Here is a 26845-nt window from a genome sequence, read left to right as displayed (position 1 = left end):
CTTGTATCGCGACTTTTTATGTTACTGTGACGGTAACGTTTATTGCGGAACGGTCCGCGTCAAGGAGTTCGTCATGTCTGAAATTGCAGTGGTTTTTCACAGCGGCTACGGCCACGCAGCCGTTATTGCGGACGCAGTTGCTCGCGGCGTCGAGAAAGTCGACGGCGCGTCGGTCAAGTTGATCCCCGTCGACGCGATCGACGAACACTGGGAGTACCTGGAGCGCGATGCGAAGGCGATCATCTTTGGCTCGCCGACCTACATGGGCAGTGCGTCCGCTCAGTTCAAGGGCTTCATGGACGCATCGTCGAAGCATTGGGGCAAGTGGCGTGACAAGCTGGCAGCCGGTTTCACGGTGTCGGCTTCGCAAAGCGGCGACAAGCTGTCGACACTGCAACAACTGGCGGTCTTCGCTGCCCAGCATCAGATGCTGTGGGTCAGCCTCGGCCTGATGCCCGGCAACAACAGCAGTGCGGGTTCGGTCAACGATCTGAATCGGCTCGGGTCGTTCCTCGGTGCGATGGCGCAGGCAAATGCGGACGAGGGCGGCGATGCGATTCTCGAGAGCGATCGCAAGACGGCGGAAGTGCTGGGCGAGCGTGTCGCGATTGCCGCGAAACGCTGGAACGGCGCCTGACATCGACAGCCGGGGCGGGTCTTGATGGGGCGTTCGGCTGCTGAATCGGTGAAGGGGCGAGGTGTGCGTCGCGTATCCATCGAGTTCGCCGGGCATCTCGAAATTCGCGCGCCCGATTCCGCGTCGTTGCTTGAGTCGGAGATGACAGAAGGCCGGGATAGGCCGCCCGTTTCTGGAAAGCGGAGGGGGCTTGGTAACGCGGGCGCGTGCCCCGAGCTGCGCTTGCAAGCGCAGCGCTTTGCGCCTGAAAAAGAAAAAGGCCGGCTAAAAGCCGGCCTTTCTTAAATAAGTGGTGCCCAGGAGAGGACTCGAACCTCCACGGTGTTGCCACCGCTAGGACCTGAACCTAGTGCGTCTACCAATTCCGCCACCTGGGCACGTTTCGCTTGCTGCGATGCGAAGACCGCTATTCTAGCGTGTCTTGAAAGTCTGTCAATACAATTTGTGCGACGGCCATAAAAATTTCGCGCGTCGCATATTCAGGGCGTCACGCGCGGATCGGATTCGCACGCGTTGCCGCGAAATTCCTGCGCAGCGCATCAGCTGTGTCGACGCAGGTCTGCAGCAAACCAGCTGCGCGAAACGTATCGGCGTTCTTCTGCTGCTCACCGACGTTCTGAGGGACTACGGAAGCCTCACGGCGGGATTCGTGTCGACCGATGCGCGTCGTGGATGGCGAGTTCTCGGCGTGCGCCGGGATGCCGGCGGCCGGCATCGCACATGCGAACGTGCGGCGGATGCATCGACGTCATGGATCGTGTTCCTCGCCGGATTCGTCGAAAGCAAAGCGGCTAACGTACCAACGGGGAGGGCAATCTTTCACCGATCAATTCTGCTATCGATCGGCGTGACGGGCATATGGCGCGGCCAGCGCGCGTAATGCGAGGCTTGAAATGAAAAAAGGCCGGCATAAAGCCGACCTTTTCAAAAACAGATGGTGCCCAGGAGAGGACTCGAACCTCCACGATGTTGCCACCGCTAGGACCTGAACCTAGTGCGTCTACCAATTCCGCCACCTGGGCACGTTTTGCAGTAGCTGCTTGCTGCAAAGAAGCGAAATTATAGCGCCCCAATTAATCGTGTCAACACTTTTTTGCGATGCACCGCAAACCGGCCGCTGCGGCGCCCGCGCGCGGCATTCGCGTCATTTGGCGGCACAGGCGGGTGATAGAATGATCCGCCGCCGTCACTATAGAACTGTCTGACGGACACTTCTATGTTGATGCCGTGCACCATCAGTCAACGCAACGAGAACAATCATCGACAAACCCTTGAGCAAATATCCGTACCCCATTCCGAGCCGTGAAGAAATTCTCGGCGTGCTGCGTACGAGCGACGCGCCGCTGGCAGCCAACGACATCGCCGAAGCGTTGTCGATCAAGCGCCAGGAGCGCGAAGGGTTCTTCCGGCGTGTCGCCGCGATGGAACGCGACGGCCAGATCCGCCTCGACAAGCGCGGCCACTATCAGCTTACCCATCCGTCGAATTTCGTCGCCGGCCGCGTGCAGGGGCATCGCGACGGCTACGGGTTCGTGATCCGCGACGACGGCCAGGACGACCTGTTCCTGCCGAACGGCGAAATGCAGAAGGTCATGCACAACGACCGCGTGCTCGCGCGGATCGTCGGCTACGATCGCCGCGGCCGCCCGGAAGGCCATGTCGTCGAAGTCACCGAGCGCGCGAACAAGCGCGTGATCGGCCGTCTGCTCAACGAGAACGGCGCGCTGATCGTCGCACCCGAAGACAAGCGCATCGGCCACGACATCCTGATCACGCAGAACGTGAAGAAGGCAAAGGTTGGGCAGGTCGTCGTCGTCGAATTGACCGATTTCCCGAGCCGCCATTCGCAACCGCTCGGCCGCGTCGTCGAAGTGCTCGGCGACATCGACGATCCGGGCATGGAAATCGAGATCGCGGTGCGCAAGTACGGCGTGCCGCATGAATTCAGCCAGCCGGCGCTCGATGAAGCCGCCGCGCTGCCCGACAAGGTGCGGCCGGCCGACCTGCGGTTCCGCGTCGATCTGCGCGACGTGCCGCTCGTGACGATCGACGGCGAGGACGCGCGCGACTTCGACGATGCCGTCTACTGCGAGCCGACCAAGGTCGGTCGCGGCGACGGCTACCGCCTGATCGTCGCGATCGCCGACGTGTCGCACTACGTGCAGCCGGGCAACGGCCTCGATGCCGACGCACTGGAACGCAGCACGTCGGTCTATTTCCCGCGCCGCGTGATCCCGATGCTGCCGGAGAAGCTGTCGAACGGGCTGTGCTCGCTGAATCCGCAGGTCGACCGCTGCGTGCTCGCGTGCGACATGGTGATTACGGCGCGCGGCGAGATCAAGGCGTACCAGTTCTACCCGGCCGTGATCCATTCGGCTGCGCGCCTGACGTACACCGAAGTCGCCGCCGTGCTGTCGAACACGAAGGGGCCGGAGGCCGCGCGCCGCGCGGACCTGCTGCCGCACCTGCAGGATCTGTACGGCGTCTACAAGGCGCTGTTCGCCGCCCGCCAGAAGCGCGGCGCGATCGACTTCGACACGACCGAGACGTACATCGTCTGCAACTCGCAGGGCAAGATCGAACAGATCGTGCCGCGTCAGCGCAACGATGCGCACAAGCTGATCGAGGAATGCATGCTGGCCGCGAACGTCTGCGCGGCCGACTTCCTGAAGCGCAACAAGCACCCGGGCCTGTACCGCGTGCATGCGGGCCCGACGCCGGAGAAGCTCGAAAACCTGCGCGCGTTCCTGCGCGGCATGGGCCTGTCGCTCGGCGGCGGCGACAAGCCGCATGCGAGCGACTACGCCGCGCTGATGGCGCAGATCCGCGACCGGCCCGACGCGCAGATGCTGCAGCCGATGCTGCTGCGCTCGATGCAGCAGGCCGTCTACAGTCCGGACAACATCGGTCACTTCGGTCTCGCGTATGAGGCGTATGCGCACTTCACGAGCCCGATCCGCCGCTATCCCGACCTGCTCACGCACCGCGCGATCTACTCGATCCTGTCGGGCAAGAAGTACGTGCCGAAGGCACCGGAAGGCTTCGAGCTGAACACCGCGCTGTCGCCGCGCGCCCGCGCGATGCAGCAGGCCGACGACGAAGCGCGCGGCCGTTCGCGATCGAACACCGCGATCTGGGAAGAACTCGGCCTGCACTGCTCGGCGAACGAGCGCCGTGCCGACGAAGCGTCGCGCGACGTCGAGGCCTGGCTCAAGTGCTACTTCATGCGCGACAAGCTCGGCGAGGAGTACGGCGGGATGGTGAACGGCGTCACGTCGTTCGGCATCTTCGTGCAGCTCGATACGCTGTTCATCGAAGGGCTCGTGCACGTCACGGAACTCGGCTCGGATTACTTCCAGTACGACGAGATCAAGAACGAGCTGCGCGGCGAGCGCACGGGCATCCGCTATCGCTTGTCCGATCGTGTGCGCGTGCAGGTGAGCCGCGTCGATCTCGACGCGCGCAAGATCGATTTCCGCCTCGTGCGCGACACGCCGGTGAAGGCGCCGCGTACGGTACCGGCGCCGGCTGTGGCCGGTAACGGTAACGATCGCGGTGGCCCGCGCGTGCGCTCGTTGCCGCCGGTGGAGGAAGCCGCGCCGCGCCGCAAGAAGGCGGCGAGCGCGCCGACCGTCGCGGTGAAGGAGGCGCGTGCGGCGCGTGCCGCGAAGAAGAAGGGCGGCGTGGCGGCGAAGACCGCCGCGAAGAAGGTTCACGCCCGCAAGAAGTATTGAGCGTTCGGGGCGGTGCATGCGCACGCCCTTGCAGTATCGAGAGACGCCGCGTTCTACCGGTCACCGGCCGGCAACGCGGCGCTTTCCTTTTCCATGAATCGCGGCTGCGCCCATCGCGCGGCCGCACGTTTGATCGAAGGTTGTTCCAGTCATGTCACGTCTGAAGGTTCTTTACGGTTTTCACGCGGTGACCGCACGTTTGCGGCACGATGCGTCGACGGTTGCGGAGGTGCTGTACGACCAGACGCGCCGCGACCGCCGCATGCAGGACTTCCTGCACGCCGCGAAGGAAGCGGGCGTGCGGCTGATCGCAGCCGACGAAACCCGCCTGTGGGGCCTCGCGCATACCGAGCGCCACCAGGGCGTCGTCGCGCGCGTCGAGGACGTTCCGCTCGCGCAGAACCTGTCCGAGCTGCTCGACGGCATCCAGGGCCCGGCGCTGCTGCTGGTGCTCGACGGCGTCACCGATCCGCACAACCTCGGCGCGTGCCTGCGCGTCGCCGATTCGGCCGGCGCGCATGCGGTGATCGCGCCGCGTGACCGCGCGGTCGGCCTGAACGCGACCGCGGCGAAGGTCGCGAGCGGCGCGGCCGACACGGTGCCGTACATCACGGTGACGAACCTCGCCCGCGCGCTGCGCGAGCTGAAGGAGGCAGGCGTGTGGATCATCGGCACGTCGGACGAGGCGCCGGGCACGCTGTACGACACGAAGCTCGACGGCCCCGTCGCCATCGTCATGGGTGCGGAGGGCGAAGGCATGCGCCGGCTCACGCGCGACACCTGCGACGAAGTGATGAGCATCCCGATGGCCGGCAGCGTCGAAAGCCTGAACGTGTCGGTCGCGAGCGGCGTGTGCCTGTACGAAGCGGTGCGGCAGCGGCGCGTGAAGGGCTGACCCGGGCTGACGCACGCGGGCTCGCGCGATGCGCGGGCCGTCACGACCCGAACGACGCGTGCCGCGACTGCGCGCGGCACGCGGCTCCCGGAACTCGCGGACCATGACCCTGTTTCGCCTCGGCGCATCGTGCGCCATCCTCGGCCTGCTGGCCGCCTGCACATCGCCGTCGCTGGTCGGGCGCGGCACCTACTACGCCGATACGAGCCTGCAAGCGCACGGCGCCGATTCGCGGATCCGCTTTCTCGTGATGCATTACACCGAAAGCGACGAAGCGAAATCGCTGCGCACGCTGACGGGCGACTCGGTCAGCGCGCACTACGTCGTGCCGCCGCAACCACGCGTCGAACACGGGATGCCGGTCGTCTACCAGCTCGTTCCCGAATCGAAACGCGCATGGCATGCGGGTATCAGCGAATGGCAGGGCACGACCGAGCTCAACGCGGCGTCGATCGGCATCGAGAACGTGAATCGCGGCCCGCTCGATCCGCAAAACCGCACGTGGCAGCCGTATCCGCCCGAACAGGTCGATGCGCTGATCCGCCTGTCGAAGGACATCGTCGCGCGCTACGGAATTCCGCCAACGCGCGTGGTCGGGCACAGCGACATCGCGCCACAACGCAAGATCGATCCGGGGCCGCTGTTCCCGTGGCATGCGCTCGCGCAAGCCGGCGTCGGCGCGTGGCCGGACGATGCGACCGTGGCTGCGCGACTGGGCGGCCGCGATCCGCACGCGCTCGTCGACGTGCGGGAATTGCAGCTGAAGCTTGCACGCTACGGCTATGACGTGCCGACCGACGGCGTGCTCGACGCGCGCACGCAACGCGTTTTCGCGGCGTTTCAGATGCATTTCCGACCATCCGACTATGCGGGCAACCCGGACGCCGGGACCGATGCGATCGCGCAAGCGCTGCTCGACAAGTATTTTCCCGGCACGCCGCCGGCCGAGGACGGAGCCGCAACCGGCGCGCCCTGACGATCGATCGGCGCGCGAGGCGCCGCAATACGCGCCGAAAAAGCCCGGGTCGTCATCCGAGTCCGGTAAACTGCCGGTTTTCCGCAATCCCGCTGTATTCCCACCCCATGACTCAAGACGAACTCAAACGCCTCGTCGGCCAGGCAGCCGCCGATTATGTGATCCAGAACGTGCCGGAAGGCGCCGTGATCGGCGTCGGCACCGGCTCGACGGCCAACTGCTTCATCGACGCGCTCGCGGCCGTCAAATCGCGCTACCGCGGCGCCGTGTCGAGCTCCATCGCGACGACCGAACGCCTCAAATCCCACGGCATCAAGGTGTTCGACCTGAACGAAGTCGAATCGCTGCAGGTGTACGTCGACGGTGCCGACGAGATCGACGCAAGCGGCGCGATGATCAAGGGTGGCGGCGGTGCGCTGACGCGCGAGAAGATCGTCGCGTCCGTGGCCGATACGTTCGTCTGCATCGCGGATGGCAGCAAGCGCGTGCCGGTGCTCGGCGCATTCCCGCTGCCGATCGAAGTCGTGCCGATGGCGCGCACGGCGATCGGCCGGCGCGTGACCGCGCTGGGCGGCGTGCCGGTGCTGCGCGTGACGAAGGACGGCACGCCGTACATCACCGACAACGGCAACGAAATCATCGACGTGAAGGGGCTGCAGATCGTCGATCCGCGCGGTTTCGAAGCGCAGGTCAACGCATGGCCGGGCGTCGTGACGGTCGGCCTGTTCGCCGAGCGCGGCGCGAATCTGTGTCTGCTCGGCACGGCAAACGGCGTTGAGACGATCGTTTATCCCGATTAATCGAAACTGAATGAGAAGCAGTCCGTAATGGCGTCAGGATGCCGTAATGGATTGCATCTTCAAACTCGACGGAAAGCCCGGCCCGGCAAGCGCAGCGCGCTTCCCGGGCTTTTTTTGAAGCCGTATAAATCACCACGTCAAAAAGAGGGATAACCCTGTCAGGTGTTTACCAGATAGCGAAATATCCCCGAACTCATCAACTTATAGATCATAAGAACAGTCGTAACCAGGGCCGGCGGAACTGCGGAGCAGGTGTTCGCAAATCGACGCACGGGGAGGTGTCATGGAGCAGGGCAAAGACCGGTCACTGGTCGCCAAAGTGATGGATGGGCTTGTCACGGGTATCGTCGAGGACAAGTACGGCGGCATTTTGCCGCCGCAGGACGTGCTGTCGAAAGAGTTCGACGTGAGCCGGACGGTGATGCGCGAAGCATTGTCGATGTTGCTTGCGCGCGACATGCTCGACGTGCGTCCGAAAGTCGGTACGCGCGTTCGACCGATGCGCGACTGGCGCATGATCGATGAAGACGTGGTGAGCTGGCGGTTTCGTGCGAAGCCGGATCCGCAGTTCATGCGCGACGTCATCGAATTCCGGATGCTGATCGAACCGCGCGCGACCGCGCAGGCGGCCGTTCGTGCGACGGCGGTCGACATCGCGGGCATTCGCGAGGCATTCGAAGCGTTCAAGGTGTTGCAACCGGGCGACCCCGGATACGACACGGCGGACGAGCTGCTGCACACGCGGATCGTTCAGGCGAGCGGCAACCAGTTCTTCCAGCAGATGGCGGCCATCGTGCGCGGTGCGGTGCGTCTCGTGAATCCGCGCGTCGCGCAGAAGGACGGTGCGCACGACGTCGCGGTGAAGGCGCATGCACGCGTCGTCGACGCGATCGAACGCCGCGATCCGCGCGAAGCCGAAGCGGCATCGCTCGCGCTGATCGATTTCAGCGCCGACGAGATTTCGCGCGATTTCTCCGTGGACGTGCCCGTGCGCGCCTGAATCGGCAAGTGTCGCTTATCCGTGCGCCGGCGAGCCGTTTATCATGACGGCCGGCCGGCAGCGTGCCGGCCCCCGTCATACGACCGACACGGAAGATCCGGATGAACGACCTCGACAACCGCCCGGTGCGCTTCGGCATCGTCGGCGCAGGCAGCATCGCACGCCGATTCGCGCAAAGCCTCGCCCACGTGCCGGGTGCCACGCTCGCCGGCGTATGGGCCCGCCGCGCCGACGCGGCAACCGCCTTCTGCGACAGCTGCGGCGGCACGCCTGCCGCCAGCCTCGACGCGCTCCTCGCGAGCGACATCGACGCGATTTATATCGCGACACTCCACGACAGTCACGCGCACTACGCGCAAGCGGCGCTCGCCGCCGGCAAGGCCGTGCTGTGCGAAAAACCCGCGACGCTGAACGCGACGCAACTCGACGCCGTGCTGGATGCGGCACGCGCTGCCGGACGGCTCTTCATGGAAGCGATGAAGCCGCCGTTCTTTCCGCTGTATCGTCAGTTGCGCGCGCACCTGCACGACGACCCGATCGGCGAAATCCGGCTCGTGCGCGCGGGCTGCGCATCGTCGTCGGTGCCGGACGATCATTCCGTCTATCGACTCGACCGCGCCGGCGGCGCGCTGCTCGACATCGGGATCTACGAAGCGTTTCTCGCGGTCGACTGGCTCGGCGCCGCAGTCGACGTGCAGACGCTCGGCCGTATCGGCGCGACGGGTGTCGACGTGTTCGCGAGCCTGAACAGCCGTCACGCGAACGGCGGCATCGCGCAGCTCTTTTGCGGGCTCGACGTGATGGGCCGCGGTGACGCGCTGATCGCCGCCGCAGGCGGGCACGTGACGATTCACGAGAAGTGGTGGAACCCCGCGCGGGCGACGATCCGCTACGCGGACGGGCGCACGGTCGAACTCGATGCACCGGTCGAAGGCGGCGGCCTGAACTACGAGACCGCGCATTTCTGCGACTTGTTGCGCGCGGGCGAACGCGAGAGCCCGATCATGACGCACGACCACTCGCGCCGGATCATCGCGATGACCGACGCAGCACGTGCGGCACTCGGCGTGCGCTATTCGGGCGAATAGGCGGGAAGGAAGGGAAGGCGGGAGCCGGGCGCGCGACCGCGGCCCGGCGGGAGATTCCGCGCTCAGTGCCGCGCGGGCAGCGACAGGCGCTTTTCGTACCAGCGCTGGACCCATTCGAGGATCTGGCACAGCACCCAGTAGACAGCGGCGGCGGCCAGGTACAGCGGCAGCGGCTGGTAGGTCGCCGCGATCATTTCCTGCGCGCTGCGCAGCAGTTCGGTCACGGTGATCACCGACACGAGCGACGTGTCCTTGATCAGGCTGATCAGGCTGTTCGACAGGCTCGGCACCGCGATGCGCAATGCCTGCGGTCCGATCACGTAGCGCAGCGTCTGCCCCCACGACAGCCCGAGGCTGTATGCGGCCAGCCATTGGCCGCGGGCAATCCCGTTGATCGCGCCGCGCATGCTTTCCGACATGTAGGCGGCGACGTTCGCGGACAGCGCGATCACGCCGGCGGGCGTCGGATCGAGCGAGATGCCGAGGCTCGGCAGCCCGTAATAGATGACGAAGATCTGCACGAGCAGCGGCGTGCCGCGCATCAGGCTCACGTATGCGCGCGCGAGCCACGCGAGTGCGTTGACCCAGATGCGTTCGAAGCCTTCGAGCGCCTCGCTTTGCCGGATGCCCATCATCGCGAGCACGACGGCGCCGAGCAGGCCGAACACCATCGACAGCACGGCGAACTTGACGGTCAGCACGGCACCCTGGGCGAGCACTGGCAGCGATTGGACGAGCAGGGACGTTGTCGACATGGAATACGAAGCGAATGCGTGCGCGAAAGCGCAATCATAAACCGGACCGATAAAACAAAGGGCGGCATCGTTTCGGATGCCGCCCTTTCCGGCCCGCCGTCAGGCGGGAAACAGAGGCGTGCTTACTTGATCGGCTTCGTCACGTCAATGCCGAACCACTTGTCCGAGATCTTCGTGAACGTGCCGTCGGCTGCGAGTTGCGTCATCGCGTCGTCGATCGCCTTCTGGAACTTCGGGTTGCCCTTCTTGAACGGGATGCCCGACGGGTTCGCCGAACCGACGTTCGCGCCCGGGCGCAGCGGCAGCTGCGAGTTCTTCGTCAGGTACGCGAGCATCAGGCGGTCGTTCAGCGCCGCGTCGAGACGGCCGGCCGCGAGGTCGCGCAGGTACTCGGGCGCGCCCGGGTACGTCTTCACGTCGACGCCGGGCACCGACTTCGCCATGTCCATGTAGTTCGTGCCGAGCGCGACGCCGAGCTTCTTGCCCTTCAGGTCCTCGAGTGACTTGAACTCGCGCGCGTCGTCCTTGCGCTGGATCAGCTGCGCGGACGAGTACGTGTACGCGGGCGAGAAGTCGAGCGTTTCCTTGCGCTTGTCGGTGATGCCGACCTGGTTGGCGATCACGTCGAACTTGCCGGCCTGCAGGCCCGCGATGATGCCGCTCCATTCGGTCGTGACGAACTCGGCCTTCACGCCGAGCTTCGCGGCGACGGCCTTCGCGATGTCGACGTCGAAGCCGACGAGTTCGCCTTGCGGGTTCTTCGAGTTGAACGGCGGGAACGTACCTTCGAGGCCGACGCGCAGCGTGCCGCGTTGCTTCACCTGGTCGAGGAGGTCGGCCGCATGCGCGGTGGCGGCAGCGAACGACGTACCGATCAGGCCGGCGACCAGCAGCTTCTTCAGCAGCGAAATTTTCATCGTGTGGGCTTCCTTGCCCCAGCGGGGCGCTTGATTCTGAATGTGAGGCCGATCATAGCAAAAATACAATCGACCGCTAAATATCGTTTGTTTATGGCTATATTACGAGGCGCGATCGCGTGCGATCGCCTTCACGCATTCGGCGACGAGCGCGGGGCCGCGATAGATGAAGCCCGTGTACAGCTGGACGAGCGACGCGCCGGCCGCGAGCTTCGCGCGTGCGTCCTCGCCCGAGAAGATGCCGCCGACGCCGATGATCGGCACCGCGCTGCCGACTTCGGCATGCAGCTTGCGGATCACTTCGTTCGATGCGTCGAACACCGGGCGGCCGGACAGGCCGCCGGCCTCGTCGGCGTGCGGCAGGCCCTGCACGGCTGCGCGCGACAGCGTCGTGTTGGTGGCGATGACCGCTTCGATCTTGTGGCGCAGCAGCGTGTCGGCGATTTCCTTGACCTGTTCGTCGTCGAGATCGGGCGCGATCTTCAGCGCGAGCGGCACGAGCTTGCCGTGCAGGTCGGCGAGGCGCTGCTGCTTGTCCTTCAGCGCGGCGAGCAGCGCATCGAGCTCGCCCGCGCCCTGCAATTGGCGCAGGTTCTTCGTGTTCGGCGACGAAATGTTGATCGTCACGTAGCTCGCGAACGGATACACGCGCTCGAGGCAGTAAAGATAGTCTTCCGCCGCGCGTTCGATCGGCGTGTCGGCATTCTTGCCGATGTTCAGGCCGAGGATGCCGCGATAGCGGGCCGCCTGGACGTTCTTCACGAACTGGTCGACGCCGTGGTTGTTGAAGCCCATCCGGTTGATCAGCGCTTCCGCCTGCGGCAGACGGAACATCCGCGGGCGCGGGTTGCCCGGCTGCGGGCGCGGCGTGACCGTGCCGACCTCGATGAAGCCGAAGCCGAGCGCCGCGAGGCCGTCGATGGCCGCGCCGTCCTTGTCGAGGCCGGCGGCGAGGCCGACCGGATTGCGGAACGTGAGCCCCATCACGGTGCGCGGCGCATCGGGCACGCGGGACGACAGCGCGCAGGCGAGGCCCGTGCGGCCGGCCGCGCCGAGCGCGCGCAGCGTGAGGTGGTGAGCGTCTTCCGCATCCATTTTGAACAGGGATGCGCGGGCCAACGGGTAGAGGGAACTGAACACGGGAATTGGGCGGACAGCCGGAATGAATGACAACCCGCTATTTTACCGGGAGTTGCGCGGCACGGGCGGGCTTCGCTTCGCAGCGGCCCGCGGCGACGGTTGCCGCGCCGCGCGTCGGCCGCTTCACGACTGGGACGGACGCTCGCCGCTCGCGAGCAACCGCGCCGGTGACGTTCGCGTCAGCCCGACCCGGAATGTCCGCCGGGTAGAGGCGCGCGGGCGAGTGCCGCGTCGACCGGCGGCAGGTCGACCCGATCCGGATCGAGTACTTTCCAGCGGCCGTCGAGCAACCCTTCCAGCGGATGGAAGTTTGCCTTGTAGGCCATCTTCGGGCTCTCGCGGATCCAGTAGCCGAGATACACGTACGGCAGGCCGAGGCTCTTCGCCTGCTCGATCTGCCACAGGATGTTGTACGTGCCGTAGCTCGTGTGCTGCTCGTCCGGCTCGAAGAACGTGTAGACCGACGACAGCCCGTCGCCGAGGATGTCGATCATGCTGACCATGCGCAGCTTGCCGGGCTCGCCGCCCGGCGCGTCGAGATCGCGGAATTCGACGAGGCGCGAATTGATCCGGCTCTGCAGCAGGAACTGCTCGTACTGGTCGCGGCTGTCGCGATCCATGCCGCCGCCGGCGTGGCGCGCCGACTGGTAGCGCATGTAGAGCGCGTAGTGCTCCTCGTCGTAGTGCAGCGGCGAGACCGTCGCGACGAGCGCGCGGTGCCGCTTCCACATCCGGCGTTGCGTGCGCGACGGCGTGAACGCGCCGACCGGCACGCGCACCGGCACGCAGGCGCGGCAGCCGTCGCAGTATGGACGATAGGTGAACACGCCCGAGCGCCGGAAGCCGGCCTTCACGAGTTCGGTATAGATGTCGGAATTGATCAGGTGGCTCGGCGTCGCGACTTGCGAGCGCGCGACGCGGCCGTCCAGATAGCTGCACGGATAGGGCGCCGTTGCATAGAATTGCAGCGCCGAAAGCGGTGAAAGCGGCAGCTCAGTCGGGTGAGTCATGGGCAGCTCTCGATGCAGGGAGGGAGTGCCGCGCTAGCGCTCGATCCCGGAGGGGGCGGCCGGTTCCGCAGGGCCCGTCAGCGCGGCGAGCGCGCGCTTGTCGAACTGCCACGGAATCGGCGGTTCGGCTACCGCGCGGCGCACGTGAGCGACAAAGGCCTTGCGTGCGATCTCGCGGCCGCCGAGCGACGCTAGATGCGACGTATTCTGCTGGCAGTCTATCATCTCCAGCCCCTGCTCGCGAAGATGGGCGACGAGCGTCGCCAGCGCGATCTTCGACGCATCGGTGGCATCCGCGTACATCGATTCGCCGAAAAACATTCGTCCGAACGCGACGCCGTAGAGGCCGCCGACGCGGCGCCCGTCATGCCACGTCTCGATGCTGTGCGCGTTGCCGGAACGATAGAGCGAGGTATACGCGTCGATGATTTCGGCCGTGATCCAGGTGCCGCGCTGCCCGCGACGCGGCGCCTGCGCGCACGCGCGCATCACACCCGGAAAGTCGTGGTCGACGCGCACTTCCCATGCGGGGTCGCGCAGCACGCGCCGGAGTGTCTTGCGCAGCGACGGGGACACCTTGAATTCGGCTGGCACGAGGACCATCCGCGGGTCGGGGCTCCACCACAGCACGGGTTGACCGTCCGAATACCACGGGAAGATGCCGCGCAGGTAGGCCTCGATCAGGCGCGACGGCAGCAGGTCGGCGCTCGCGGCGAGCAGCCCCGGCGCGCCGGTCGCCGGACCGAGCGCGCGTTCGATGGGCGGAAACGGATCGTCCGGGCCGAGCCAGGGGACCATGGGGCGCGGGCTCAGCCGTTGCGCAGCGAGCGGAAGATATCGCCGGTATGGACGCCGTAGTCGCCGGCGGCGCGATCGGCGAAAAAGAAGCGCAGCGTCTGGCTGACGGTCGGGAACGCGATTTCGTCCCACGGAATGTCGGCTTCGTCGAACAGCTTGACTTCGAGGCTTTCCTCGCCGGCCTCGTAAGCCGGATCGGTGAGCCGCGCCAGATAGAACAGGTGGACCTGGTGCACGTGCGGCACGTTCAGCAGCGTGAACAGGTTCTGCACCTCGACGCGTGCGCCGGCCTCCTCGAGCGTTTCGCGCGCGGCGGCCTCGGCCGTCGTCTCGCCCATCTCCATGAAGCCCGCCGGCAGCGTCCAGAAGCCGTAGCGCGGTTCGATCGCGCGGCGGCACAGCAGCACCTGATCGCCCCAGACCGGCACCGTGCCGACCACGTTACGCGGATTCTGGTAATGGATCGTGCCGCAGTGATCGCAGACGAAGCGCTCACGGTTGTCGCCCTGAGGAATGCGCGCGATGACTTCGTGACCGCAGACGGAGCAGAATTTCATGTCGAGTGGAAGGGACGAGGTGATGCGAGTGTATCACCGGGGCGGGGCATTCTTGAACGCGCGCGCATGCGCGCGGCGTGCGGCGCGAAGCGCAACGTGCGATGCGCGGCATCGGGCGCCGAAAAACAAAAAGCCCGACGTTGAGCCGGGCTTTTTGCATGAATCGGGACGTTGGTTGCGGGGGTAGGATTTGAACCTACGACCTTCGGGTTATGAGCCCGACGAGCTGCCAGACTGCTCCACCCCGCGTCCGTCGAAGAAATGAATTATATGGACTAACCAGAATGCTTGCAAGCACTTTCTGACAATCGCGTCGCAATCGCCGGCGGGGCGCTTGCAGGGTCGGTACGGCAGGCGCGTGAGCTAGAATCGAGCGGTTTGCTTGTGTCGTTCATTCCTGCAGCGGAGTCGCGCGCGAATTGCGTCGGTGCCGTTGCAACACTCACTACTGCATCGACGGATTCATGGACATCGCTCACGATCTGCAATCGATCGGCGCGCAGGAACAGGCGCTCGTGTTTCCCCATTTCGACCCGGCTCGCGCCTGGGCGCTCGGCAACCGGATGCATGCGCTCGCGACGTCGCGCGGCCATGCGATCGCGATCGACATCGTCACGTTCGGCCAGCCGCTGTTCTATGCGGCGCTCGCCGGTGCGACGCCCGACAACGCCGATTGGGTGCGCCGCAAGCGCAACGTCGTCGCGCATTTCCGCCGCAGCTCGTATGCGATCGGCCTGCGCATGCAGCAAGCCGGCGCCACGCTCGCCGACAAGCACGGACTGCCGATTTCGGAATATTCGCCGCACGGCGGCGCGTTTCCGCTGACCGTCGCGGGGGCCGGCGTGATCGGCTCGATCACCGCATCGGGCCTGCCGCAGCGCGCGGATCACGAGTTCGTCGTCGAAGCGCTGTGCGCCGAGCTTGGGCAGAACTATGCCGTGCTGGCACTTGCAAGGAGCTGAGCGATGCAGCTTCCGGGTTACGCATGGCTCGCGATCGCGATCGTCGCGGAAGTGGTCGGCACGTCCGCGCTGCGCGCGGCGGACGGCTTCACGCGCTTCTGGCCGTCGGCGCTCGTCGTGGCCGGTTACGGCATCGCGTTCTACTGTCTGTCCCTCACGTTGCGCACGATGCCCGTCGGCATCATCTATGCCGTGTGGTCGGGTGCCGGCATCGTGCTGATCACGCTCGTCGCGATGCTGCTCTATCGCCAGGTGCCGGACCTGCCGGCCGTGATCGGCCTCGGGCTGATCATCTCGGGCGTCGTGGTGCTGAACCTGTTCTCGAAGATGCAGGCGCACTGAGCGTGCGCCTGCGATACGCCGGATGGCTCACATGACCGATTCCATTTCCGCTTCCGCGGAATCCGCCCAGCCCGACGTTCGCGCGTATGTCGCGAACCGCATCGGCTATCTCGAACTGAACCGGCCGAAGGCGCTGAATGCGCTGTCGGTGGGAATGATCCGGCTGATGCAGCAGGCGCTCGATGCATGGCGCGACGACGCCGACGTGGTCGCCGTCGTCGTGCACAGCCCGCATCCTCGCGCGTTCTGTGCGGGCGGCGACGTGCGCTTCTTCCACGACGCGTGGCAGCGCGGCGACCGCGATGCGGTCGACACGTTCTTCATCGAGGAATACACGCTCAACCATACGATCTTCACCTATCCGAAACCGTACATCGCGTTGATGCACGGTGTCGTGATGGGCGGCGGCATGGGCATTTCGCAGGCGGCACGGCATACGGGCGGCCTGCGTGTGGTCACCGACTCGACGAAGATGGCGATGCCCGAAACGCGCATCGGCCTGTTCCCCGATGTCGGGATGAGCTGGTTCCTCGCGCGCGCGCCGGGTGCGATCGGCCGCTATCTCGCGGTGACCGGCGCGACGCTCGACGCGGCCGGCGCACTGTATGCACAGCTCGCCGACGTGTACCTGCCCGACGCCGCGCTGCCGGCACTGCTCGATACGCTGCGCAGCGCACGCATCGACAGCGGCGCGCAGGCCGTCGCGTGCGTGGCCGACGCGGCCGCGTCGCACAAGGTCGTGCCGACGCCCGACACGTCGGCACTGGCCGACGCGCGCGCCGGGATCGATCGTCATTTCGCGCAAGCCGATATCGGCGCGATCCTCGCATCGCTCGACGCCGAGCAGGATTGCGCCGCGGTCGACGGATGGGTCGAGAAGGCGACCCATGCGATGCGCAGCCAGCTGTCGCCGCTGTCGATGGCCGTGTCGCTCGAAGTCGTCGAACGGGCGCGCGGGGCGACGATGGCCGATTGCCTGCGGCGCGACCTCGACCTCACGCGTTCGACGTTCGCGCACGGCGACGTGATCGAGGGCGTGCGCGCGCTGATCGTCGACAAGGACCATCAGCCGGCCTGGCGCTTCAAGTCGATCGCCGATATCGACCGCGCCGACGTGCTCGCGATGTTCGACAGCCCGTGGACGCCCGACATGCATCCGCTGCGCAATCTGAAGGACTGACGCGCCGCGGTTTCGACGCGAAAAGCAAAAAGGCCGCCTGCATTGTGTGCGGGCGGCCTTTTCATTCGAGGATGCCGATCCGGCTCGGCGGGCAGTGAGGCGGAGGCCTCGCGGCAAGACGTGCGTTATTCGTCGCCGGCGTCGTCCGACATGAACGCGCGCATGAACACGAGCGCGCCGAAGCCCCAGACCGCGTTCGCTGCGAAACCGGCGGCGAGCACCGGCATCATGTTGCCCGACGGCCAGATCCCGCGCAGCGGATCGATCGCGAACACGCGGGCGGCCGTCAGCACGATGCCGCCGAACACCAGCGCGCCGATCCACGGCGCCTCGCGATCCGGCGTCACGCGCAGCAGCCACGCCATCGGAATTGCGCAGCACGCGCTGATCAATGCGTTCGCAACAAATTCAGGAATGCCGAGCGGCGCGAACGGTTGCGTGGAAAACCCGGCGGCGGCGATCAGGTCGGCCGTATGCAGGAGCGCGAGCGTCGCTTCGCGAAAGAAGAGGGCGGCCAGGAAGCCGGACAGGAACGGCAGGATGACTTTCTGCATCGATGAGTGCATTGCAGGCGCGGCCGGCCGGGGCCGTCCGCGCGAAGTTATTCGGATAGGTGCGTCATTATAGGGCCCGGCCGACGCGATATTCGCTGGAGCGTCGTGCTAATCACGAAAGCGGAAAACCTAAGCTCAAAAAAATCGTTCCAAAGCCCTGCAGCGATCCATAGACTGATTTCCCAGAAACAGCCGTGCAATCGCGTACTCGCCCGCGGCACGGCCTGACCGGCGAGCCATCCCGATTCGAACGCACACCATGCATGCGTCGCTCATTCGCGACGCGAGCAGGGCCTCGTTTTGTCCAGATTCCGGCAAGAACAGTCAAGCAGGAGCAGCAGATGAATGTTTTCTGGTTTATTCCCACGCACGGCGACAGCCGCTACCTCGGCACCGCCGAAGGCGCGCGCGCGGCGGATTACGATTATTTCAAGCAGATCGCCGTCGCGGCCGACACGCTCGGCTATGAAGGCGTGCTGCTGCCGACCGGCCGTTCCTGCGAGGATGCGTGGGTCGTCGCGTCGAGCCTGATTCCGGCGACGCAGCGCCTGAAGTTCCTGGTCGCCGTGCGTCCCGGCATCGCATCGCCCGGCCTTGCGGCACGGATGGCCGCGACGTTCGACCGTCTGTCGGGCGGGCGTCTGCTGATCAACGTCGTGACCGGTGGCGATGCCGCCGAGCTCGAAGGCGACGGACTGTTCGCCGACCACGACACGCGCTACGAAATCACCGACGACTTCCTGAACATCTGGCGCGGGCTGCTGTCCGCATCGCACGACAACGGCGGGTTCGACTACATCGGCAAGCACCTTCAATCGAAGGGCGGCAAGGCGCTGTATCCGCCCGTGCAGCGCCCGCATCCGCCGTTGTGGTTCGGCGGATCGTCGCCGGCCGCGCACGCGATCGCAGCCGATCACATCGACACCTATCTGACCTGGGGCGAGCCGCCCGAGGCCGTCGCGAAGAAGATCGCCGACATTCGCGCCCGCGCCGAGGCGCGCGGCCGCAAGATCAAGTTCGGCATCCGCCTGCACGTGATCGTGCGCGAGACCGAGGACGAAGCCTGGCGCGATGCCGAGCGCCTGATCAGCCGCCTCGACGACGAGACGATCGCGCGTGCGCAGAAGGCATTCGCGAACATGGATTCGGAAGGCCAGCGCCGGATGGCCGCGCTGCACGGCGGCAAACGCGGCGGCCGCGAGGCGCTCGAGGTGTATCCCAACCTGTGGGCCGGTGTCGGTCTCGTGCGCGGCGGCGCGGGTACCGCGCTCGTCGGCAACCCCGAGCAGGTCGCGGAACGCATGCGCGAATACGCGGATCTCGGCATCGAGACGTTCATCCTGTCCGGCTATCCGCACCTCGAGGAGTCGTACCGTTTCGCCGAGCTCGTGTTCCCGCTGATCAAGGGCAAGGGTGCGGCGCGGGCGTCCGGTCCGCTGTCGGGTCCGTTCGGCGAGATCGTCGGCAACAACTACCTGCCGAAGGCGAGCCAGAGCTGAGCGAAGGAGGCGTGTGATGACAACGAAAACGTCGACGACCGGCGCGGCCGTGGCCGCCCGCGCCTGGCGCGGCATCGCGCCGTGGCTCGTGCCGCTCGCGCTGCTGGCCGCATGGGAGGTCGGCGCGCGCGTCGGTTGGCTGTCGACCCGCGTGCTGCCCGAGCCGGTGGCGGTCGTGCGTGCCGCGTGGTCGCTCGTGACGTCGGGCGAGATGTGGGCGAACGTCAAGGTCAGTACCTGGCGCGCGCTGTTCGGCTTTGCGATCGGCGGCGGCGTCGGCCTGGCGCTCGGGCTCGCGACCGGCTTGTCGAAAGCAGCGGAGGTCGCGCTCGATTCGACGATCCAGATGATCCGCAACATTCCCGCGCTCGCGATGATTCCGCTCGTGATCCTGTGGTTCGGCATCGACGAGAAGGCGAAGCTGTTTCTGGTCGCGCTCGGCGTGTTCTTTCCGGTCTACATCAACACGTATCACGGGATCCGCTCGGTCGACGCGAACCTGATCGAGATGGCGAAGAGTTACGGCGTGCGCGGCTTCGCGCTGTATCGCGACGTGATCCTGCCCGGCGCATTGCCGTCGATTCTCGTCGGCGTGCGCTTCGCGCTCGGGCTGATGTGGGTGATGCTGATCGTCGCGGAAACGATCTCCGCGCAGTCGGGCATCGGCTACATGACGATGAACGCGCGCGAATTCCTGCAAACCGATGTGGTGGTGGTCGGCATCCTGCTGTATGCGGTGCTCGGCAAGCTGGCCGACGTGCTGGCGAAATGGATCGAGCGCGTGACGCTGCGCTGGCACCCCGCTTATCAATCTGGAGCAAAGGCATGAATGCGACGACTTCGGCGGCCGCCTACGGCCCGCTCGCCGGCGCAGACCTCGAGGCCGAACTGGCGCAGGCACGCGTGACGGACGACGACGCACGTCATGCGGCGATCGTCGATCGGGACGGCGGCGCATCCGTCGTTCCGCTTGCCCGGCGGCGCACGGGCGGCCCGATACAGGACGACGCGGTGACGCTGTCGGGCGTCAGCAAGCGCTTCGGCGCGCGCACCGTGCTCGACAACGTCGAACTCGGCATCGCGCGCGGCAGCTTCGTCGCGATCGTCGGCCGCAGCGGCTGCGGGAAATCCACGCTGCTGCGCCTCGTCGCGGGACTCGAGGCGCCGAGCAGCGGTGCGCTCGTGACGCGCGGCGAGGGGGGCGGCACGCTCGACACGCGAATCATGTACCAGGATGCGCGATTGCTGCCGTGGAAGACCGTGCTGCAGAACGTGATGCTGGGCCTGGGGCGCGGGGCACGCGATCGGGCGCGCGCGGTGCTCGACGAAGTCGGGCTCCTCGAGCGCGCGAACGACTGGCCCGCGCAGTTGTCGGGCGGCCAGCGACAGCGTGTCGCGCTCGCCCGGGCGCTCGTGCACCGACCGCAACTGCTGCTGCTCGACGAGCCGCTCGGTGCGCTCGACGCGCTGACCCGTATCGAGATGCATGCGCTGATCGAGCGTTTGTGGCGCGAGCACCGGTTCACCGCGCTGCTCGTCACGCACGACGTGCAGGAAGCCGTCGCCCTCGGCGACCGGATCCTGTTGATCGAGCAAGGTCGCGTCGCTCTCGATCAGCCGGTGCCGCTCGACCGGCCGCGTGCACGCGCGTCGGCCGCGTTCGCGGCGCTCGAAGATCGCGTACTGCAACGCGTGCTCGCCGGCGGGCAAGGTGGCGCCGAGCAGGACGCGGCACATGAGGTCGATCACGTACGACCGGTCGGGCAGATTCGCTGGGCCGTTTAAATCCGGGCGGCACCGGCCGCCCGCTCTCAGACTTTTTTCTTCGGAGCGATCAACCCGATGAGCATCACTGCAATCAACGTGCGTAACCAGTTCAAAGGCAAGGTGAAGGAGATCATTCGCGGGCCTGTGGTCTCCGAGGTCGACGTCGAGACGCCGTTCGGCATCGTCACGTCGGTGATCACGACGCGTTCGGTCGACGAACTTGAACTGAAGGTGGGCGCGGAAGTCGTCGCGCTCGTGAAATCCACCGAAGTGTCGATCGCGCGCCTCTGAGCGTGTCTCCGATGCCGGGCGCCGCGGACGGGCCATCCGGCCATCCGTCGCGCCCGGCATTTTCGTCGCGTGTTTGCCTCGGTATTCGCCGTCCGGACGAAGTGCTAGGATGGAACGACACCGACGCCGGAGGCCAACGCATGACCCCCATCCTTTCTCCCGAAGCCATCGAGGCGCTGAAGTGGATCGACCAGTTCGGCGACACCCGGCCGGTTCCCGCCGCGTTCGACGACGTCGTCTATGCGTTGCTGAACGAAGGGCTGATCTATCAGGCGGCGGCCGACCGCGTCGACCTGACCGCCGACGGCAAATCCGTTTTGTCCAACGAATACGATTGAGCGCACGGCGCCGGCCGCCGAGGCGGCCCGGCGTGCGTCGCCACGGAGCGAGCGATGGAACCGAGAGGCAGCGATCTCGGCGATTTCAGCGAGCCGTACCGCGGCTACGAGATCGAAGTGAAGACCGAGCAGGTGTGGGACGGCGAGCATGCGCACTACCGCGTGCTGCAGGGCGCGGCCGTGCGGATTGACTGGCGGCTCGTGAAAGTCGACGGAATGTTGCTGACAGAACGCCGCGTGATCGAGCGTGTACTCGAGGAGGCGCGGCGGGCCGTCGACGCCGAACTGGGCGAGGGCGGGCCGGTCTAGTCAGGCTGCCGGGCCGGCCTGGTCGCGTTGCGGTAAAATCTCGGGTTGTTTCCCGCGCCGCTTGCTGCCCCGAATTCCATGTCCGCTTCGTCCTCGCTTCCTCCCCGCCGCGTTTCCGTGGCGCCCATGCTCGACTGGACCGACCGTCATTGCCGGTCGTTCCATCGCACGCTGACGCGCGACACGTGGCTGTATACGGAAATGATCACGACGGGCGCGCTGCTGTTCGGCGACGCCCAGCGGCATCTCGCGTTCACGCCGAACGAATCGCCGGTCGCGCTGCAGCTGGGCGGCAGCGAACGGGACGATCTCGCGCGTGCCGCGAAACTCGGCGAGCAGTGGGGCTATGACGAGATCAATCTGAATTGCGGCTGTCCGTCCGAGCGCGTGCAGCGCGGTGCGTTCGGCGCGTGCCTGATGAACGAGCCGCAACTCGTTGCCGATTGCGTGAAGGCGATGCGCGATGTGGTGTCGGTGCCGGTCACGGTCAAGCATCGGATCGGGGTCGACGCGGTCGAGGACTATGCGTTCGTGCGGGACTTCGTCGGCACGGTGGCTGAGGCCGGCTGCGAGACGTTCGTCGTGCACGCGCGCAACGCGATCCTGAAGGGGCTGTCTCCGAAGGAGAACCGCGAGATTCCGCCGCTCAAGTACGACTATGCGTATCAGCTGAAGCGCGATTTCCCGTCGCTGGAGATCGTGATCAATGGCGGGATCAAGACGCTCGACGAAGTCGCGCAGCATCTCGAACATGTGGACGGCGTGATGCTCGGCCGCGAGGCATATCACAACCCGTACGTGCTCGCGGGCGTCGATGCGCGCTTCTATGGGTCGACAGCGGCGATGCCGACGCGCGAGGAGGCCGAGGCGAAACTGATCGAATACTGTGCGGCGGAACTGAAGCGCGGCACGTATCTCGGCGCGATCGTCCGGCACGCACTCGGGCTGTATCGCGGCGTCGCGGGGGCACGCGGCTGGCGTCGCGTGCTGTCGGACAACAAGAAGCTCGCGCGCGGCGATCTGGCGGTGTTCGACGAGGCGCGCACGCATCTGAACGACGCTCTCGAAAATTTTGAAAAAAATGCTTTGCAAGACGGAAAAGTCTTCGTATAATCTTGTTCTTCGCTGCTGAACACGAAACGAAACAGCGAAGAAACAAAGCAGTATCAGTGGTGGCTGTAGCTCAGTTGGTAGAGTCCAGGATTGTGATTCCTGTTGTCGTGGGTTCGAGTCCCATCAGCCACCCCAAAAAATTCAAGCACTTGCAGCAAAACCAAGCTGACGTGTTACAGGTTTTGGAAGATGAGATTCCAAAATTTGGAAGATAGATCGAGAAAGGCCCGCCATTGAGCGGGCCTTTTGACGTTTGGGGCTTACGTATACGCGGAGAATCTGATTTGTAAGGGGCTTTCGGTGAAGCACAGTCCTGCTGTAGCATGGACGCCGCGAACGCACTGCGCGAGAGAGTCAACAATAAGAAGGGACCAGACCGAGATATTCAGATGAAGTATTTTCTATACGAGGTTGTGCTGCCGTTGCTGCTCGTCGTGCTCGTGTACTTTCCGGGCGGGGTGACAGTGCTGCGCAACGAAATTCACCTTTTCGAAAAAGTTTTCTCCAGCGGTGACTTACTCGGCATCGGCGTACTGATTCTCATTAACAGTTACGTCGAACTTGACAAAGCTGAGAGGGAGAGGGGATTGGACGCTTTCGGCTTTGCTAAAGGCGTGATCCTCGTATCAGCGATTGTTATTTTCACGACGTATCTTTTTATCAAAGTTGCTGCATTGCATTTTAACTACGATGAGGCGCAATTGCCATCGTACATTACTAGTGACGCGTATACGAGTATGGCATGCCTCATCTACACTGCTCTAATTGGTGCTTTGTCGCGATGGTTGACTTATCGACTGAACAATTCAATTAAATCTACTCAGGCTCTATCTGGTGGATCTGTAAACGCAATTGCTTCGAGTGGTCAGAAGCCGTAAATTAATATGCGAAGAGAATTGAATTCAGGGTGGTAATATGATTAATCCGGAACTTCTCGAATCGACGGCTCCCTTTATTTCGAAGGCAATTATTGGATTGCTGGTCGCCCTCGGCGCTGCGTTTGCTGCGTCTGCGGTGAAATCCGTGAAATCCATCGCTTCGACTATTGCAAGTCGTAATGGTCGACAAGCTGATTTGGCTTTAGCGAAATTGAAAGCCAAGCTCGCGGAAACTGCTTCTCTTAATTTCGCTCCAGATGCCTCGGCCGTTAGTCGTTCACTAGGTACCATCAATGCTCAGACTCCCGTGAATCCGGGTGGTGCCGTTGCAGTGTTGTCGCCCGAGTCCGTGAATAATGTTCAGCGTGAGGCCGACGCAATCAATCGAGCCGTCGCTTCGATTAGGCAGTAAATTACTTATGCAAAATAATTCGGAAGATATTTCCACTAATGTCGGATTGGTGCGTAAGGTCTTAGGTGATATGGGGTTGATCATATCCCCGTCTCGGCCTTCCGAACTCCCGGCCGGAATGAACAATGTGGTCCTGCGATTTCGGGATCCCACATGGACATGCGTTTTGTTCACGCATGAAGATGAGGCGCTTGTTCGTATATATGCCGGTATTGCAGAATTGGGCGGTGCAACACGTGCGCGCGTGTTGGAGGCGGTCAACTATGCGAATTATCGCTTCCTCATTGACTATTTAATGGAACTCGATTTGGAGCAAAACAATATCCGGCTCCGCTCAAACTACCGCGGTGCGGGCGCACATTTTGCCCCCAGCGATCTAAAGGATGCGCTGACTAAAAGCTTAGCGGTATGCCGTTATTGGGCATGCACGATGCCACTCGTACTGGCTTCGAATCTTCCTATGGGCGAGGCATTTAATCAGGCGCGTGCTGAATCGGCTTCCCGAAACAATCTGCCTCCGAATATCCCACTCCCTAACATGTAATTCCAAGGAAGGAGATGCGACTTTCTCGAAATATTTTTATGCTCATCGAGTGGCGCGCACCTTCCTTTGTCTACGCCGATCATATGTTTTTCGCACCATGCGTTCGTCGGCATGGCCCGTCGCATCGATGAGCCGGTCATCGCCTTCCTCCTGCCGATCGGTCACGGCCGCTGGTCGCATATCGCGCAGCGCGAACCGTTCGAACGGTTCGCCGCGCGCCTGCGCCTCCTTTTCGCAGTATCCCATCAGGCGGGACCAGTTTGTATTCCAGCCGCTGCGCGTATACACCTGGCCGGCCGTATTACCGAAGACGTGAACGCTCGTCGTGCGCTGCAATGCGAGCGCTTCGTCGATCACGGCCTTCAGCTCTGGCGACCAGCGCACGAGTTTCACGCGCTGCTGCTCGCCGGCCTTTCGCTTTCCGATCGGCACCTCGACGCCGTCGGGCCGGATACTATGGCGGTGCAACTCGCGCATCTCGGTCGGCCGGCTGACAGTCAGATAAGCTGCCTTCACGCATAGGGCGAGGATGAGGTACGCGGAACTCGGATGCTGGTCACCAACGCTTCGGCGCGACCTCGCGACCTCCACCGCGAGATCGATCTCGTCCTGACGCACGTAGCGCTGGCGGGGACGCGTCGGGTTGTACTCGATGCCGCGGCATGGATTCGTTTCGACTTCCCCGCGACGCCGGCCGAATTCCAGAATAGCGGACAGGAGCGCGACTTCCTTGTTTGCCTTCGCCGGCGCTCCCATCTGCGCGCGCTTGTCGAGGTACCCGTACACGTGCTTCGGCTTGATAGCGGACGGCGACATCTTGCCGAAGACCGCGACGAGGCGTTTCAGCTCGTTGCGGTTTTCGTCGAGGGTGATCTGCGCCTTCCTGCGTTCGTCGGTGTGTGGCAGACCCTCTTGCCAGTCGAAATAGGCATCGGCGAGCGCCTCGAACGTGCCAGGCTCGACAGCGTCGCCGTTGAGCGCTTCCGCGCGCTCGATCGCTTGCTTGCGGATCTCGGCGATCGCATCCTTGTGGCGTGCAGGTGCCGAGAGGCGGAACGCCCAGCGTCCGTTCGGCAGCTTGTAGCCGAAGCTAACCTTGTGCTTCCCGTAGTTTGCGTAGAGCCGGAACGGCAATCCGTCCGGCCGCTTGCGGCGTCCGATCATGCTGTGAGGGCTGCGAAATTTGGTTCATCTGATGCGGCGGCGCGGGGCCGGCGCGCGGGGGCGGGCAGTGCGGTTCCGTTCATTCGGGACTCGTAGTAGGCGCGGGCGACGAGCGGGACGCCCGCGATGTTGACCGCGTACGGCCAGTGGTTCCGCTCCAACCAGCGTTTCATGCAGGCCAGGCTGCGCGGCCGGCAGCCGACGAGCTCGGCCAACTCGACCGTTGAGAGGTAGAGGCTCACGTTTCAATCCTCCTGAATTCGACAACCCAGATCCACGGGTTCGCGTCCCAGCCGTGCCCGCGCGCGGCGTTCAGGCTGTCCCACAGGTCATGGAAGGCGCGGATGCTCGGCGGCGGGTGCTCGCCGGCGCAGTATCCGACTGTGTGCCGGTCCTCGATCGTGACTCCTTCAGCGCGCGCATCCGACTCGCTGATGCTCTGGAGGCGCTCGACGCGCACGCCGGTGATCTCAAGTGTGATGCGCGACGCTCGCCGTGGCATATGGATGCTAGCCCCTGGCTGGCGTGCATTCGTAGTTCAGGACAGATATCCTGTGCGCAACACAACAATTGGAGGAATGCATGGCGACGTACAAGGAACTGAAAGCCCGAGCGGAGGCATTGGCCGAGAAAGCAGAGGCTGCGCGCCTGGCTGAGATCCAATCCACTATTGACGACATCCGTGCCAAGGTCGCGGAGTACGGTATTACCGAGAAGGACATCTTCGGTGGGCGTCGTGGCAATTCAGCAAAGCAAACGAAGGCGCCGGTGGAGGCGAAGTACCGCGATCCGAAGACTGGCACGACTTGGTCGGGCCGCGGCCGCGCGCCGGCTTGGATCAAGGATGCCAAGAATCGGAATCGCTTCCTGATCGAAGGGTAAATCTCATTGGCAATATGGGGTTGTAAACTCGCTCGCTTTTCGTTATATTGACGAGGTCGGGCGCGAGGTGCGCCCAAGCGAAGCCCGCAAGCGAAAGCAAGCGGGCTTTTTGCTTTGTGCCATCGCGTGATCGAGTTGCGTTTGAGGCGGGGTGCAAGTTACAGACCGAAGATGACTCGAGAGGCTTGCCTGGTTGGCTGGGCATTGGCCCGAGTTGGTACGGCCGCCCGACCATGTCGGCTGGATTTGTTAGTTCGAATCTCATCACCCGACCATTTATAGAAGCCCGCAAGGTGAAAGTGG

General features: G+C 64.5%; 30 protein-coding genes, 4 tRNA genes and 1 pseudogene. 22 read left to right on the top strand and 13 right to left on the bottom strand.

The window, feature by feature from the left end:
* Window positions 1-73: 73 nt before the first annotated feature.
* Window positions 74-637 (top strand): flavodoxin family protein, encoded by a 564-nt coding sequence (locus ACV22V_RS28385; RefSeq protein WP_059532936.1) that lies wholly within the window; start codon window positions 74-76, stop codon window positions 635-637.
* A 290-nt stretch (window positions 638-927) separates the two neighbouring features.
* Here ACV22V_RS28385 and ACV22V_RS28380 read toward each other — a convergent pair.
* Window positions 928-1014 (bottom strand) — tRNA-Leu (locus ACV22V_RS28380).
* Between the two features lie 558 nt (window positions 1015-1572).
* Window positions 1573-1659: transfer RNA gene (locus ACV22V_RS28375), tRNA-Leu, on the bottom strand.
* A 249-nt stretch (window positions 1660-1908) separates the two neighbouring features.
* On the opposite strand from ACV22V_RS28375, the gene rnr reads away from it, so the two are divergent.
* The 6 genes from rnr (at window position 1909) to ACV22V_RS28345 (ending at window position 9130) form a co-directional block, all read left to right on the top strand.
* Entirely contained in the window at window positions 1909-4371 is a 2463-nt protein-coding gene (rnr, locus tag ACV22V_RS28370) for a ribonuclease R (protein WP_059532933.1), read from the top strand.
* A 151-nt stretch (window positions 4372-4522) separates the two neighbouring features.
* Window positions 4523-5266, top strand: coding sequence for a 23S rRNA (guanosine(2251)-2'-O)-methyltransferase RlmB (gene rlmB, locus ACV22V_RS28365; protein ID WP_059467602.1), 744 nt, complete (start codon window positions 4523-4525; stop codon window positions 5264-5266).
* A gap of 103 nt (window positions 5267-5369) precedes the next feature.
* Window positions 5370-6242 (top strand): N-acetylmuramoyl-L-alanine amidase, encoded by an 873-nt coding sequence (locus tag ACV22V_RS28360; protein WP_448016162.1) that lies wholly within the window; start codon window positions 5370-5372, stop codon window positions 6240-6242.
* Window positions 6243-6349: 107 nt separating this feature from the next.
* Window positions 6350-7042, top strand: coding sequence for a ribose-5-phosphate isomerase RpiA (gene rpiA / locus ACV22V_RS28355; RefSeq protein ID WP_448016161.1), 693 nt, complete (start codon window positions 6350-6352; stop codon window positions 7040-7042).
* 283 nt (window positions 7043-7325) lie between these two features.
* A complete protein-coding gene (locus ACV22V_RS28350; RefSeq protein ID WP_059532924.1) occupies window positions 7326-8042 on the top strand; it encodes a FadR/GntR family transcriptional regulator in 717 nt (238 codons plus the stop codon).
* Window positions 8043-8143: 101 nt separating this feature from the next.
* Window positions 8144-9130: a Gfo/Idh/MocA family protein gene (locus tag ACV22V_RS28345; RefSeq protein ID WP_448016160.1), complete on the top strand. Its 987-nt coding sequence runs from the start codon at window positions 8144-8146 to the stop codon at window positions 9128-9130.
* A 62-nt stretch (window positions 9131-9192) separates the two neighbouring features.
* On the opposite strand, the gene ACV22V_RS28340 is transcribed toward ACV22V_RS28345, so the two are convergent.
* From ACV22V_RS28340 to ACV22V_RS28310, 7 genes are all read right to left on the bottom strand, one after another.
* The gene (locus ACV22V_RS28340) at window positions 9193-9885 is read right to left on the bottom strand and encodes an amino acid ABC transporter permease (protein ID WP_009695834.1); all 693 of its coding nucleotides are present in this window, start codon (window positions 9883-9885) and stop codon (window positions 9193-9195) included.
* Between the two features lie 122 nt (window positions 9886-10007).
* The gene (locus ACV22V_RS28335) at window positions 10008-10802 is read right to left on the bottom strand and encodes a cystine ABC transporter substrate-binding protein (protein WP_448016159.1); all 795 of its coding nucleotides are present in this window, start codon (window positions 10800-10802) and stop codon (window positions 10008-10010) included.
* A gap of 102 nt (window positions 10803-10904) precedes the next feature.
* Entirely contained in the window at window positions 10905-11942 is a 1038-nt protein-coding gene (locus ACV22V_RS28330) for a quinone-dependent dihydroorotate dehydrogenase (protein WP_448016158.1), read from the bottom strand.
* A 179-nt stretch (window positions 11943-12121) separates the two neighbouring features.
* Entirely contained in the window at window positions 12122-12952 is an 831-nt protein-coding gene (locus tag ACV22V_RS28325) for an arginyltransferase (RefSeq protein WP_059532913.1), read from the bottom strand.
* Window positions 12953-12985: 33 nt separating this feature from the next.
* On the bottom strand, window positions 12986-13750 hold the full coding sequence (gene aat / locus ACV22V_RS28320) for a leucyl/phenylalanyl-tRNA--protein transferase (RefSeq protein ID WP_059532910.1): 765 nt from the start codon (window positions 13748-13750) through the stop codon (window positions 12986-12988).
* An 11-nt stretch (window positions 13751-13761) separates the two neighbouring features.
* Window positions 13762-14307 carry an NUDIX hydrolase gene (locus tag ACV22V_RS28315; protein ID WP_059532907.1) on the bottom strand — a complete coding sequence of 182 codons (546 nt, stop codon included), beginning with the start codon at window positions 14305-14307 and terminating at the stop codon, window positions 13762-13764.
* A gap of 172 nt (window positions 14308-14479) precedes the next feature.
* Window positions 14480-14556 (bottom strand) — tRNA-Met (locus tag ACV22V_RS28310).
* A gap of 215 nt (window positions 14557-14771) precedes the next feature.
* Here ACV22V_RS28310 and ACV22V_RS28305 point away from each other — a divergent pair.
* Genes ACV22V_RS28305 through ACV22V_RS28295 form a run of 3 tightly spaced genes read left to right on the top strand, consistent with a single transcriptional unit; the run spans window position 14772 to window position 16791 of the window.
* The gene (locus tag ACV22V_RS28305; protein ID WP_059524536.1) at window positions 14772-15269 is read left to right on the top strand and encodes a heme-degrading domain-containing protein; all 498 of its coding nucleotides are present in this window, start codon (window positions 14772-14774) and stop codon (window positions 15267-15269) included.
* A gap of 3 nt (window positions 15270-15272) precedes the next feature.
* Complete coding sequence (locus tag ACV22V_RS28300; RefSeq protein WP_034186989.1) at window positions 15273-15611, top strand: DMT family transporter; 339 nt, start codon at window positions 15273-15275, stop codon at window positions 15609-15611.
* Between the two features lie 31 nt (window positions 15612-15642).
* A complete protein-coding gene (locus tag ACV22V_RS28295) occupies window positions 15643-16791 on the top strand; it encodes an enoyl-CoA hydratase/isomerase family protein (protein WP_448016156.1) in 1149 nt (382 codons plus the stop codon).
* A gap of 125 nt (window positions 16792-16916) precedes the next feature.
* On the opposite strand, the gene ACV22V_RS28290 is transcribed toward ACV22V_RS28295, so the two are convergent.
* On the bottom strand, window positions 16917-17345 hold the full coding sequence (locus tag ACV22V_RS28290; protein WP_059524561.1) for a hypothetical protein: 429 nt from the start codon (window positions 17343-17345) through the stop codon (window positions 16917-16919).
* A gap of 341 nt (window positions 17346-17686) precedes the next feature.
* On the opposite strand from ACV22V_RS28290, the gene ssuD reads away from it, so the two are divergent.
* The 11 genes from ssuD to ACV22V_RS28235 all read left to right on the top strand — a co-directional run bounded on the left by ssuD (window position 17687) and on the right by ACV22V_RS28235 (window position 24496).
* On the top strand, window positions 17687-18844 hold the full coding sequence (ssuD, locus tag ACV22V_RS28285; protein WP_059818122.1) for an FMNH2-dependent alkanesulfonate monooxygenase: 1158 nt from the start codon (window positions 17687-17689) through the stop codon (window positions 18842-18844).
* A gap of 16 nt (window positions 18845-18860) precedes the next feature.
* Entirely contained in the window at window positions 18861-19673 is an 813-nt protein-coding gene (gene ssuC, locus ACV22V_RS28280; protein ID WP_059691777.1) for an aliphatic sulfonate ABC transporter permease SsuC, read from the top strand.
* Window positions 19670-20629 carry an ATP-binding cassette domain-containing protein gene (locus ACV22V_RS28275; RefSeq protein ID WP_059524528.1) on the top strand — a complete coding sequence of 320 codons (960 nt, stop codon included), beginning with the start codon at window positions 19670-19672 and terminating at the stop codon, window positions 20627-20629. The genes ssuC and ACV22V_RS28275 overlap by 4 nt, the downstream gene beginning before the upstream one ends.
* Before the next feature lie 57 nt (window positions 20630-20686).
* Window positions 20687-20902 carry a TOBE domain-containing protein gene (locus ACV22V_RS28270; RefSeq protein ID WP_006400187.1) on the top strand — a complete coding sequence of 72 codons (216 nt, stop codon included), beginning with the start codon at window positions 20687-20689 and terminating at the stop codon, window positions 20900-20902.
* Window positions 20903-21042: 140 nt separating this feature from the next.
* The gene (locus tag ACV22V_RS28265; RefSeq protein ID WP_059467585.1) at window positions 21043-21240 is read left to right on the top strand and encodes a hypothetical protein; all 198 of its coding nucleotides are present in this window, start codon (window positions 21043-21045) and stop codon (window positions 21238-21240) included.
* 54 nt (window positions 21241-21294) lie between these two features.
* Window positions 21295-21549 (top strand): hypothetical protein, encoded by a 255-nt coding sequence (locus tag ACV22V_RS28260; protein ID WP_059524526.1) that lies wholly within the window; start codon window positions 21295-21297, stop codon window positions 21547-21549.
* A 126-nt stretch (window positions 21550-21675) separates the two neighbouring features.
* Window positions 21676-22662, top strand: a complete 987-nt coding sequence (dusA, locus tag ACV22V_RS28255; protein WP_059691775.1) for a tRNA dihydrouridine(20/20a) synthase DusA — start codon at window positions 21676-21678, stop codon at window positions 22660-22662.
* A gap of 59 nt (window positions 22663-22721) precedes the next feature.
* Window positions 22722-22797: transfer RNA gene (locus ACV22V_RS28250), tRNA-His, on the top strand.
* Window positions 22798-23051: 254 nt separating this feature from the next.
* Window positions 23052-23540 (top strand): hypothetical protein, encoded by a 489-nt coding sequence (locus ACV22V_RS28245; protein ID WP_448016154.1) that lies wholly within the window; start codon window positions 23052-23054, stop codon window positions 23538-23540.
* 37 nt (window positions 23541-23577) lie between these two features.
* Entirely contained in the window at window positions 23578-23952 is a 375-nt protein-coding gene (locus ACV22V_RS28240) for a hypothetical protein (protein WP_448016153.1), read from the top strand.
* Window positions 23953-23959: 7 nt separating this feature from the next.
* Complete coding sequence (locus tag ACV22V_RS28235; protein ID WP_448016152.1) at window positions 23960-24496, top strand: hypothetical protein; 537 nt, start codon at window positions 23960-23962, stop codon at window positions 24494-24496.
* A gap of 42 nt (window positions 24497-24538) precedes the next feature.
* Here the strand turns inward: ACV22V_RS28235 and ACV22V_RS28230 are convergent, their stop codons facing one another.
* The 3 genes and pseudogenes from ACV22V_RS28230 to ACV22V_RS28220 form a co-directional block, all read right to left on the bottom strand.
* A complete protein-coding gene (locus ACV22V_RS28230; RefSeq protein ID WP_448016151.1) occupies window positions 24539-25660 on the bottom strand; it encodes a hypothetical protein in 1122 nt (373 codons plus the stop codon).
* A complete protein-coding gene (locus ACV22V_RS28225; RefSeq protein WP_448016150.1) occupies window positions 25657-25902 on the bottom strand; it encodes a DUF4224 domain-containing protein in 246 nt (81 codons plus the stop codon). The genes ACV22V_RS28230 and ACV22V_RS28225 overlap by 4 nt, the downstream gene beginning before the upstream one ends.
* A pseudogene (locus tag ACV22V_RS28220) lies at window positions 25899-26171 on the bottom strand (hypothetical protein); the annotation flags it as partial. The pseudogene ACV22V_RS28220 and the gene ACV22V_RS28225, both read right to left, overlap by 4 nt.
* A 71-nt stretch (window positions 26172-26242) precedes the next feature.
* Here ACV22V_RS28220 and ACV22V_RS28215 point away from each other — a divergent pair.
* Window positions 26243-26542, top strand: a complete 300-nt coding sequence (locus ACV22V_RS28215; protein ID WP_448016149.1) for an H-NS histone family protein — start codon at window positions 26243-26245, stop codon at window positions 26540-26542.
* The last annotated feature ends 303 nt before the right edge of the window (window positions 26543-26845 follow it).

This window comes from Burkholderia sp. AW33-5, assembly GCF_053427615.1.
The sequence above is the reverse complement of the archived record's forward strand: the minus strand, read 5'-3'. Positions and strand labels throughout refer to the sequence as shown.

Excerpts from the sequence above, each read along its gene's own strand:
- ACV22V_RS28385 (WP_059532936.1), top strand. The coding sequence starts at position 74 with ATGTCTGAAATTGCAGTGGTTTTTCACAGCGGCTACGGCCACGCAGCC.
- rlmB (WP_059467602.1), top strand. The coding sequence starts at position 4,523 with ATGTCACGTCTGAAGGTTCTTTACGGTTTTCACGCGGTGACCGCACGT.
- ACV22V_RS28360 (WP_448016162.1), top strand. The coding sequence starts at position 5,370 with ATGACCCTGTTTCGCCTCGGCGCATCGTGCGCCATCCTCGGCCTGCTG.
- rpiA (WP_448016161.1), top strand. The coding sequence starts at position 6,350 with ATGACTCAAGACGAACTCAAACGCCTCGTCGGCCAGGCAGCCGCCGAT.
- ACV22V_RS28350 (WP_059532924.1), top strand. The coding sequence starts at position 7,326 with ATGGAGCAGGGCAAAGACCGGTCACTGGTCGCCAAAGTGATGGATGGG.
- ACV22V_RS28345 (WP_448016160.1), top strand. The coding sequence starts at position 8,144 with ATGAACGACCTCGACAACCGCCCGGTGCGCTTCGGCATCGTCGGCGCA.
- ACV22V_RS28340 (WP_009695834.1), bottom strand. The coding sequence starts at position 9,885 with ATGTCGACAACGTCCCTGCTCGTCCAATCGCTGCCAGTGCTCGCCCAG.
- ACV22V_RS28335 (WP_448016159.1), bottom strand. The coding sequence starts at position 10,802 with ATGAAAATTTCGCTGCTGAAGAAGCTGCTGGTCGCCGGCCTGATCGGT.
- ACV22V_RS28325 (WP_059532913.1), bottom strand. The coding sequence starts at position 12,952 with ATGACTCACCCGACTGAGCTGCCGCTTTCACCGCTTTCGGCGCTGCAA.
- aat (WP_059532910.1), bottom strand. The coding sequence starts at position 13,750 with ATGGTCCCCTGGCTCGGCCCGGACGATCCGTTTCCGCCCATCGAACGC.
- ACV22V_RS28315 (WP_059532907.1), bottom strand. The coding sequence starts at position 14,307 with ATGAAATTCTGCTCCGTCTGCGGTCACGAAGTCATCGCGCGCATTCCT.
- ACV22V_RS28305 (WP_059524536.1), top strand. The coding sequence starts at position 14,772 with ATGGACATCGCTCACGATCTGCAATCGATCGGCGCGCAGGAACAGGCG.
- ACV22V_RS28300 (WP_034186989.1), top strand. The coding sequence starts at position 15,273 with ATGCAGCTTCCGGGTTACGCATGGCTCGCGATCGCGATCGTCGCGGAA.
- ACV22V_RS28295 (WP_448016156.1), top strand. The coding sequence starts at position 15,643 with ATGACCGATTCCATTTCCGCTTCCGCGGAATCCGCCCAGCCCGACGTT.
- ACV22V_RS28290 (WP_059524561.1), bottom strand. The coding sequence starts at position 17,345 with ATGCAGAAAGTCATCCTGCCGTTCCTGTCCGGCTTCCTGGCCGCCCTC.
- ssuD (WP_059818122.1), top strand. The coding sequence starts at position 17,687 with ATGAATGTTTTCTGGTTTATTCCCACGCACGGCGACAGCCGCTACCTC.
- ssuC (WP_059691777.1), top strand. The coding sequence starts at position 18,861 with ATGACAACGAAAACGTCGACGACCGGCGCGGCCGTGGCCGCCCGCGCC.
- ACV22V_RS28275 (WP_059524528.1), top strand. The coding sequence starts at position 19,670 with ATGAATGCGACGACTTCGGCGGCCGCCTACGGCCCGCTCGCCGGCGCA.
- ACV22V_RS28270 (WP_006400187.1), top strand. The coding sequence starts at position 20,687 with ATGAGCATCACTGCAATCAACGTGCGTAACCAGTTCAAAGGCAAGGTG.
- ACV22V_RS28265 (WP_059467585.1), top strand. The coding sequence starts at position 21,043 with ATGACCCCCATCCTTTCTCCCGAAGCCATCGAGGCGCTGAAGTGGATC.
- ACV22V_RS28260 (WP_059524526.1), top strand. The coding sequence starts at position 21,295 with ATGGAACCGAGAGGCAGCGATCTCGGCGATTTCAGCGAGCCGTACCGC.
- dusA (WP_059691775.1), top strand. The coding sequence starts at position 21,676 with ATGCTCGACTGGACCGACCGTCATTGCCGGTCGTTCCATCGCACGCTG.
- ACV22V_RS28245 (WP_448016154.1), top strand. The coding sequence starts at position 23,052 with ATGAAGTATTTTCTATACGAGGTTGTGCTGCCGTTGCTGCTCGTCGTG.
- ACV22V_RS28240 (WP_448016153.1), top strand. The coding sequence starts at position 23,578 with ATGATTAATCCGGAACTTCTCGAATCGACGGCTCCCTTTATTTCGAAG.
- ACV22V_RS28235 (WP_448016152.1), top strand. The coding sequence starts at position 23,960 with ATGCAAAATAATTCGGAAGATATTTCCACTAATGTCGGATTGGTGCGT.
- ACV22V_RS28230 (WP_448016151.1), bottom strand. The coding sequence starts at position 25,660 with ATGATCGGACGCCGCAAGCGGCCGGACGGATTGCCGTTCCGGCTCTAC.
- ACV22V_RS28215 (WP_448016149.1), top strand. The coding sequence starts at position 26,243 with ATGGCGACGTACAAGGAACTGAAAGCCCGAGCGGAGGCATTGGCCGAG.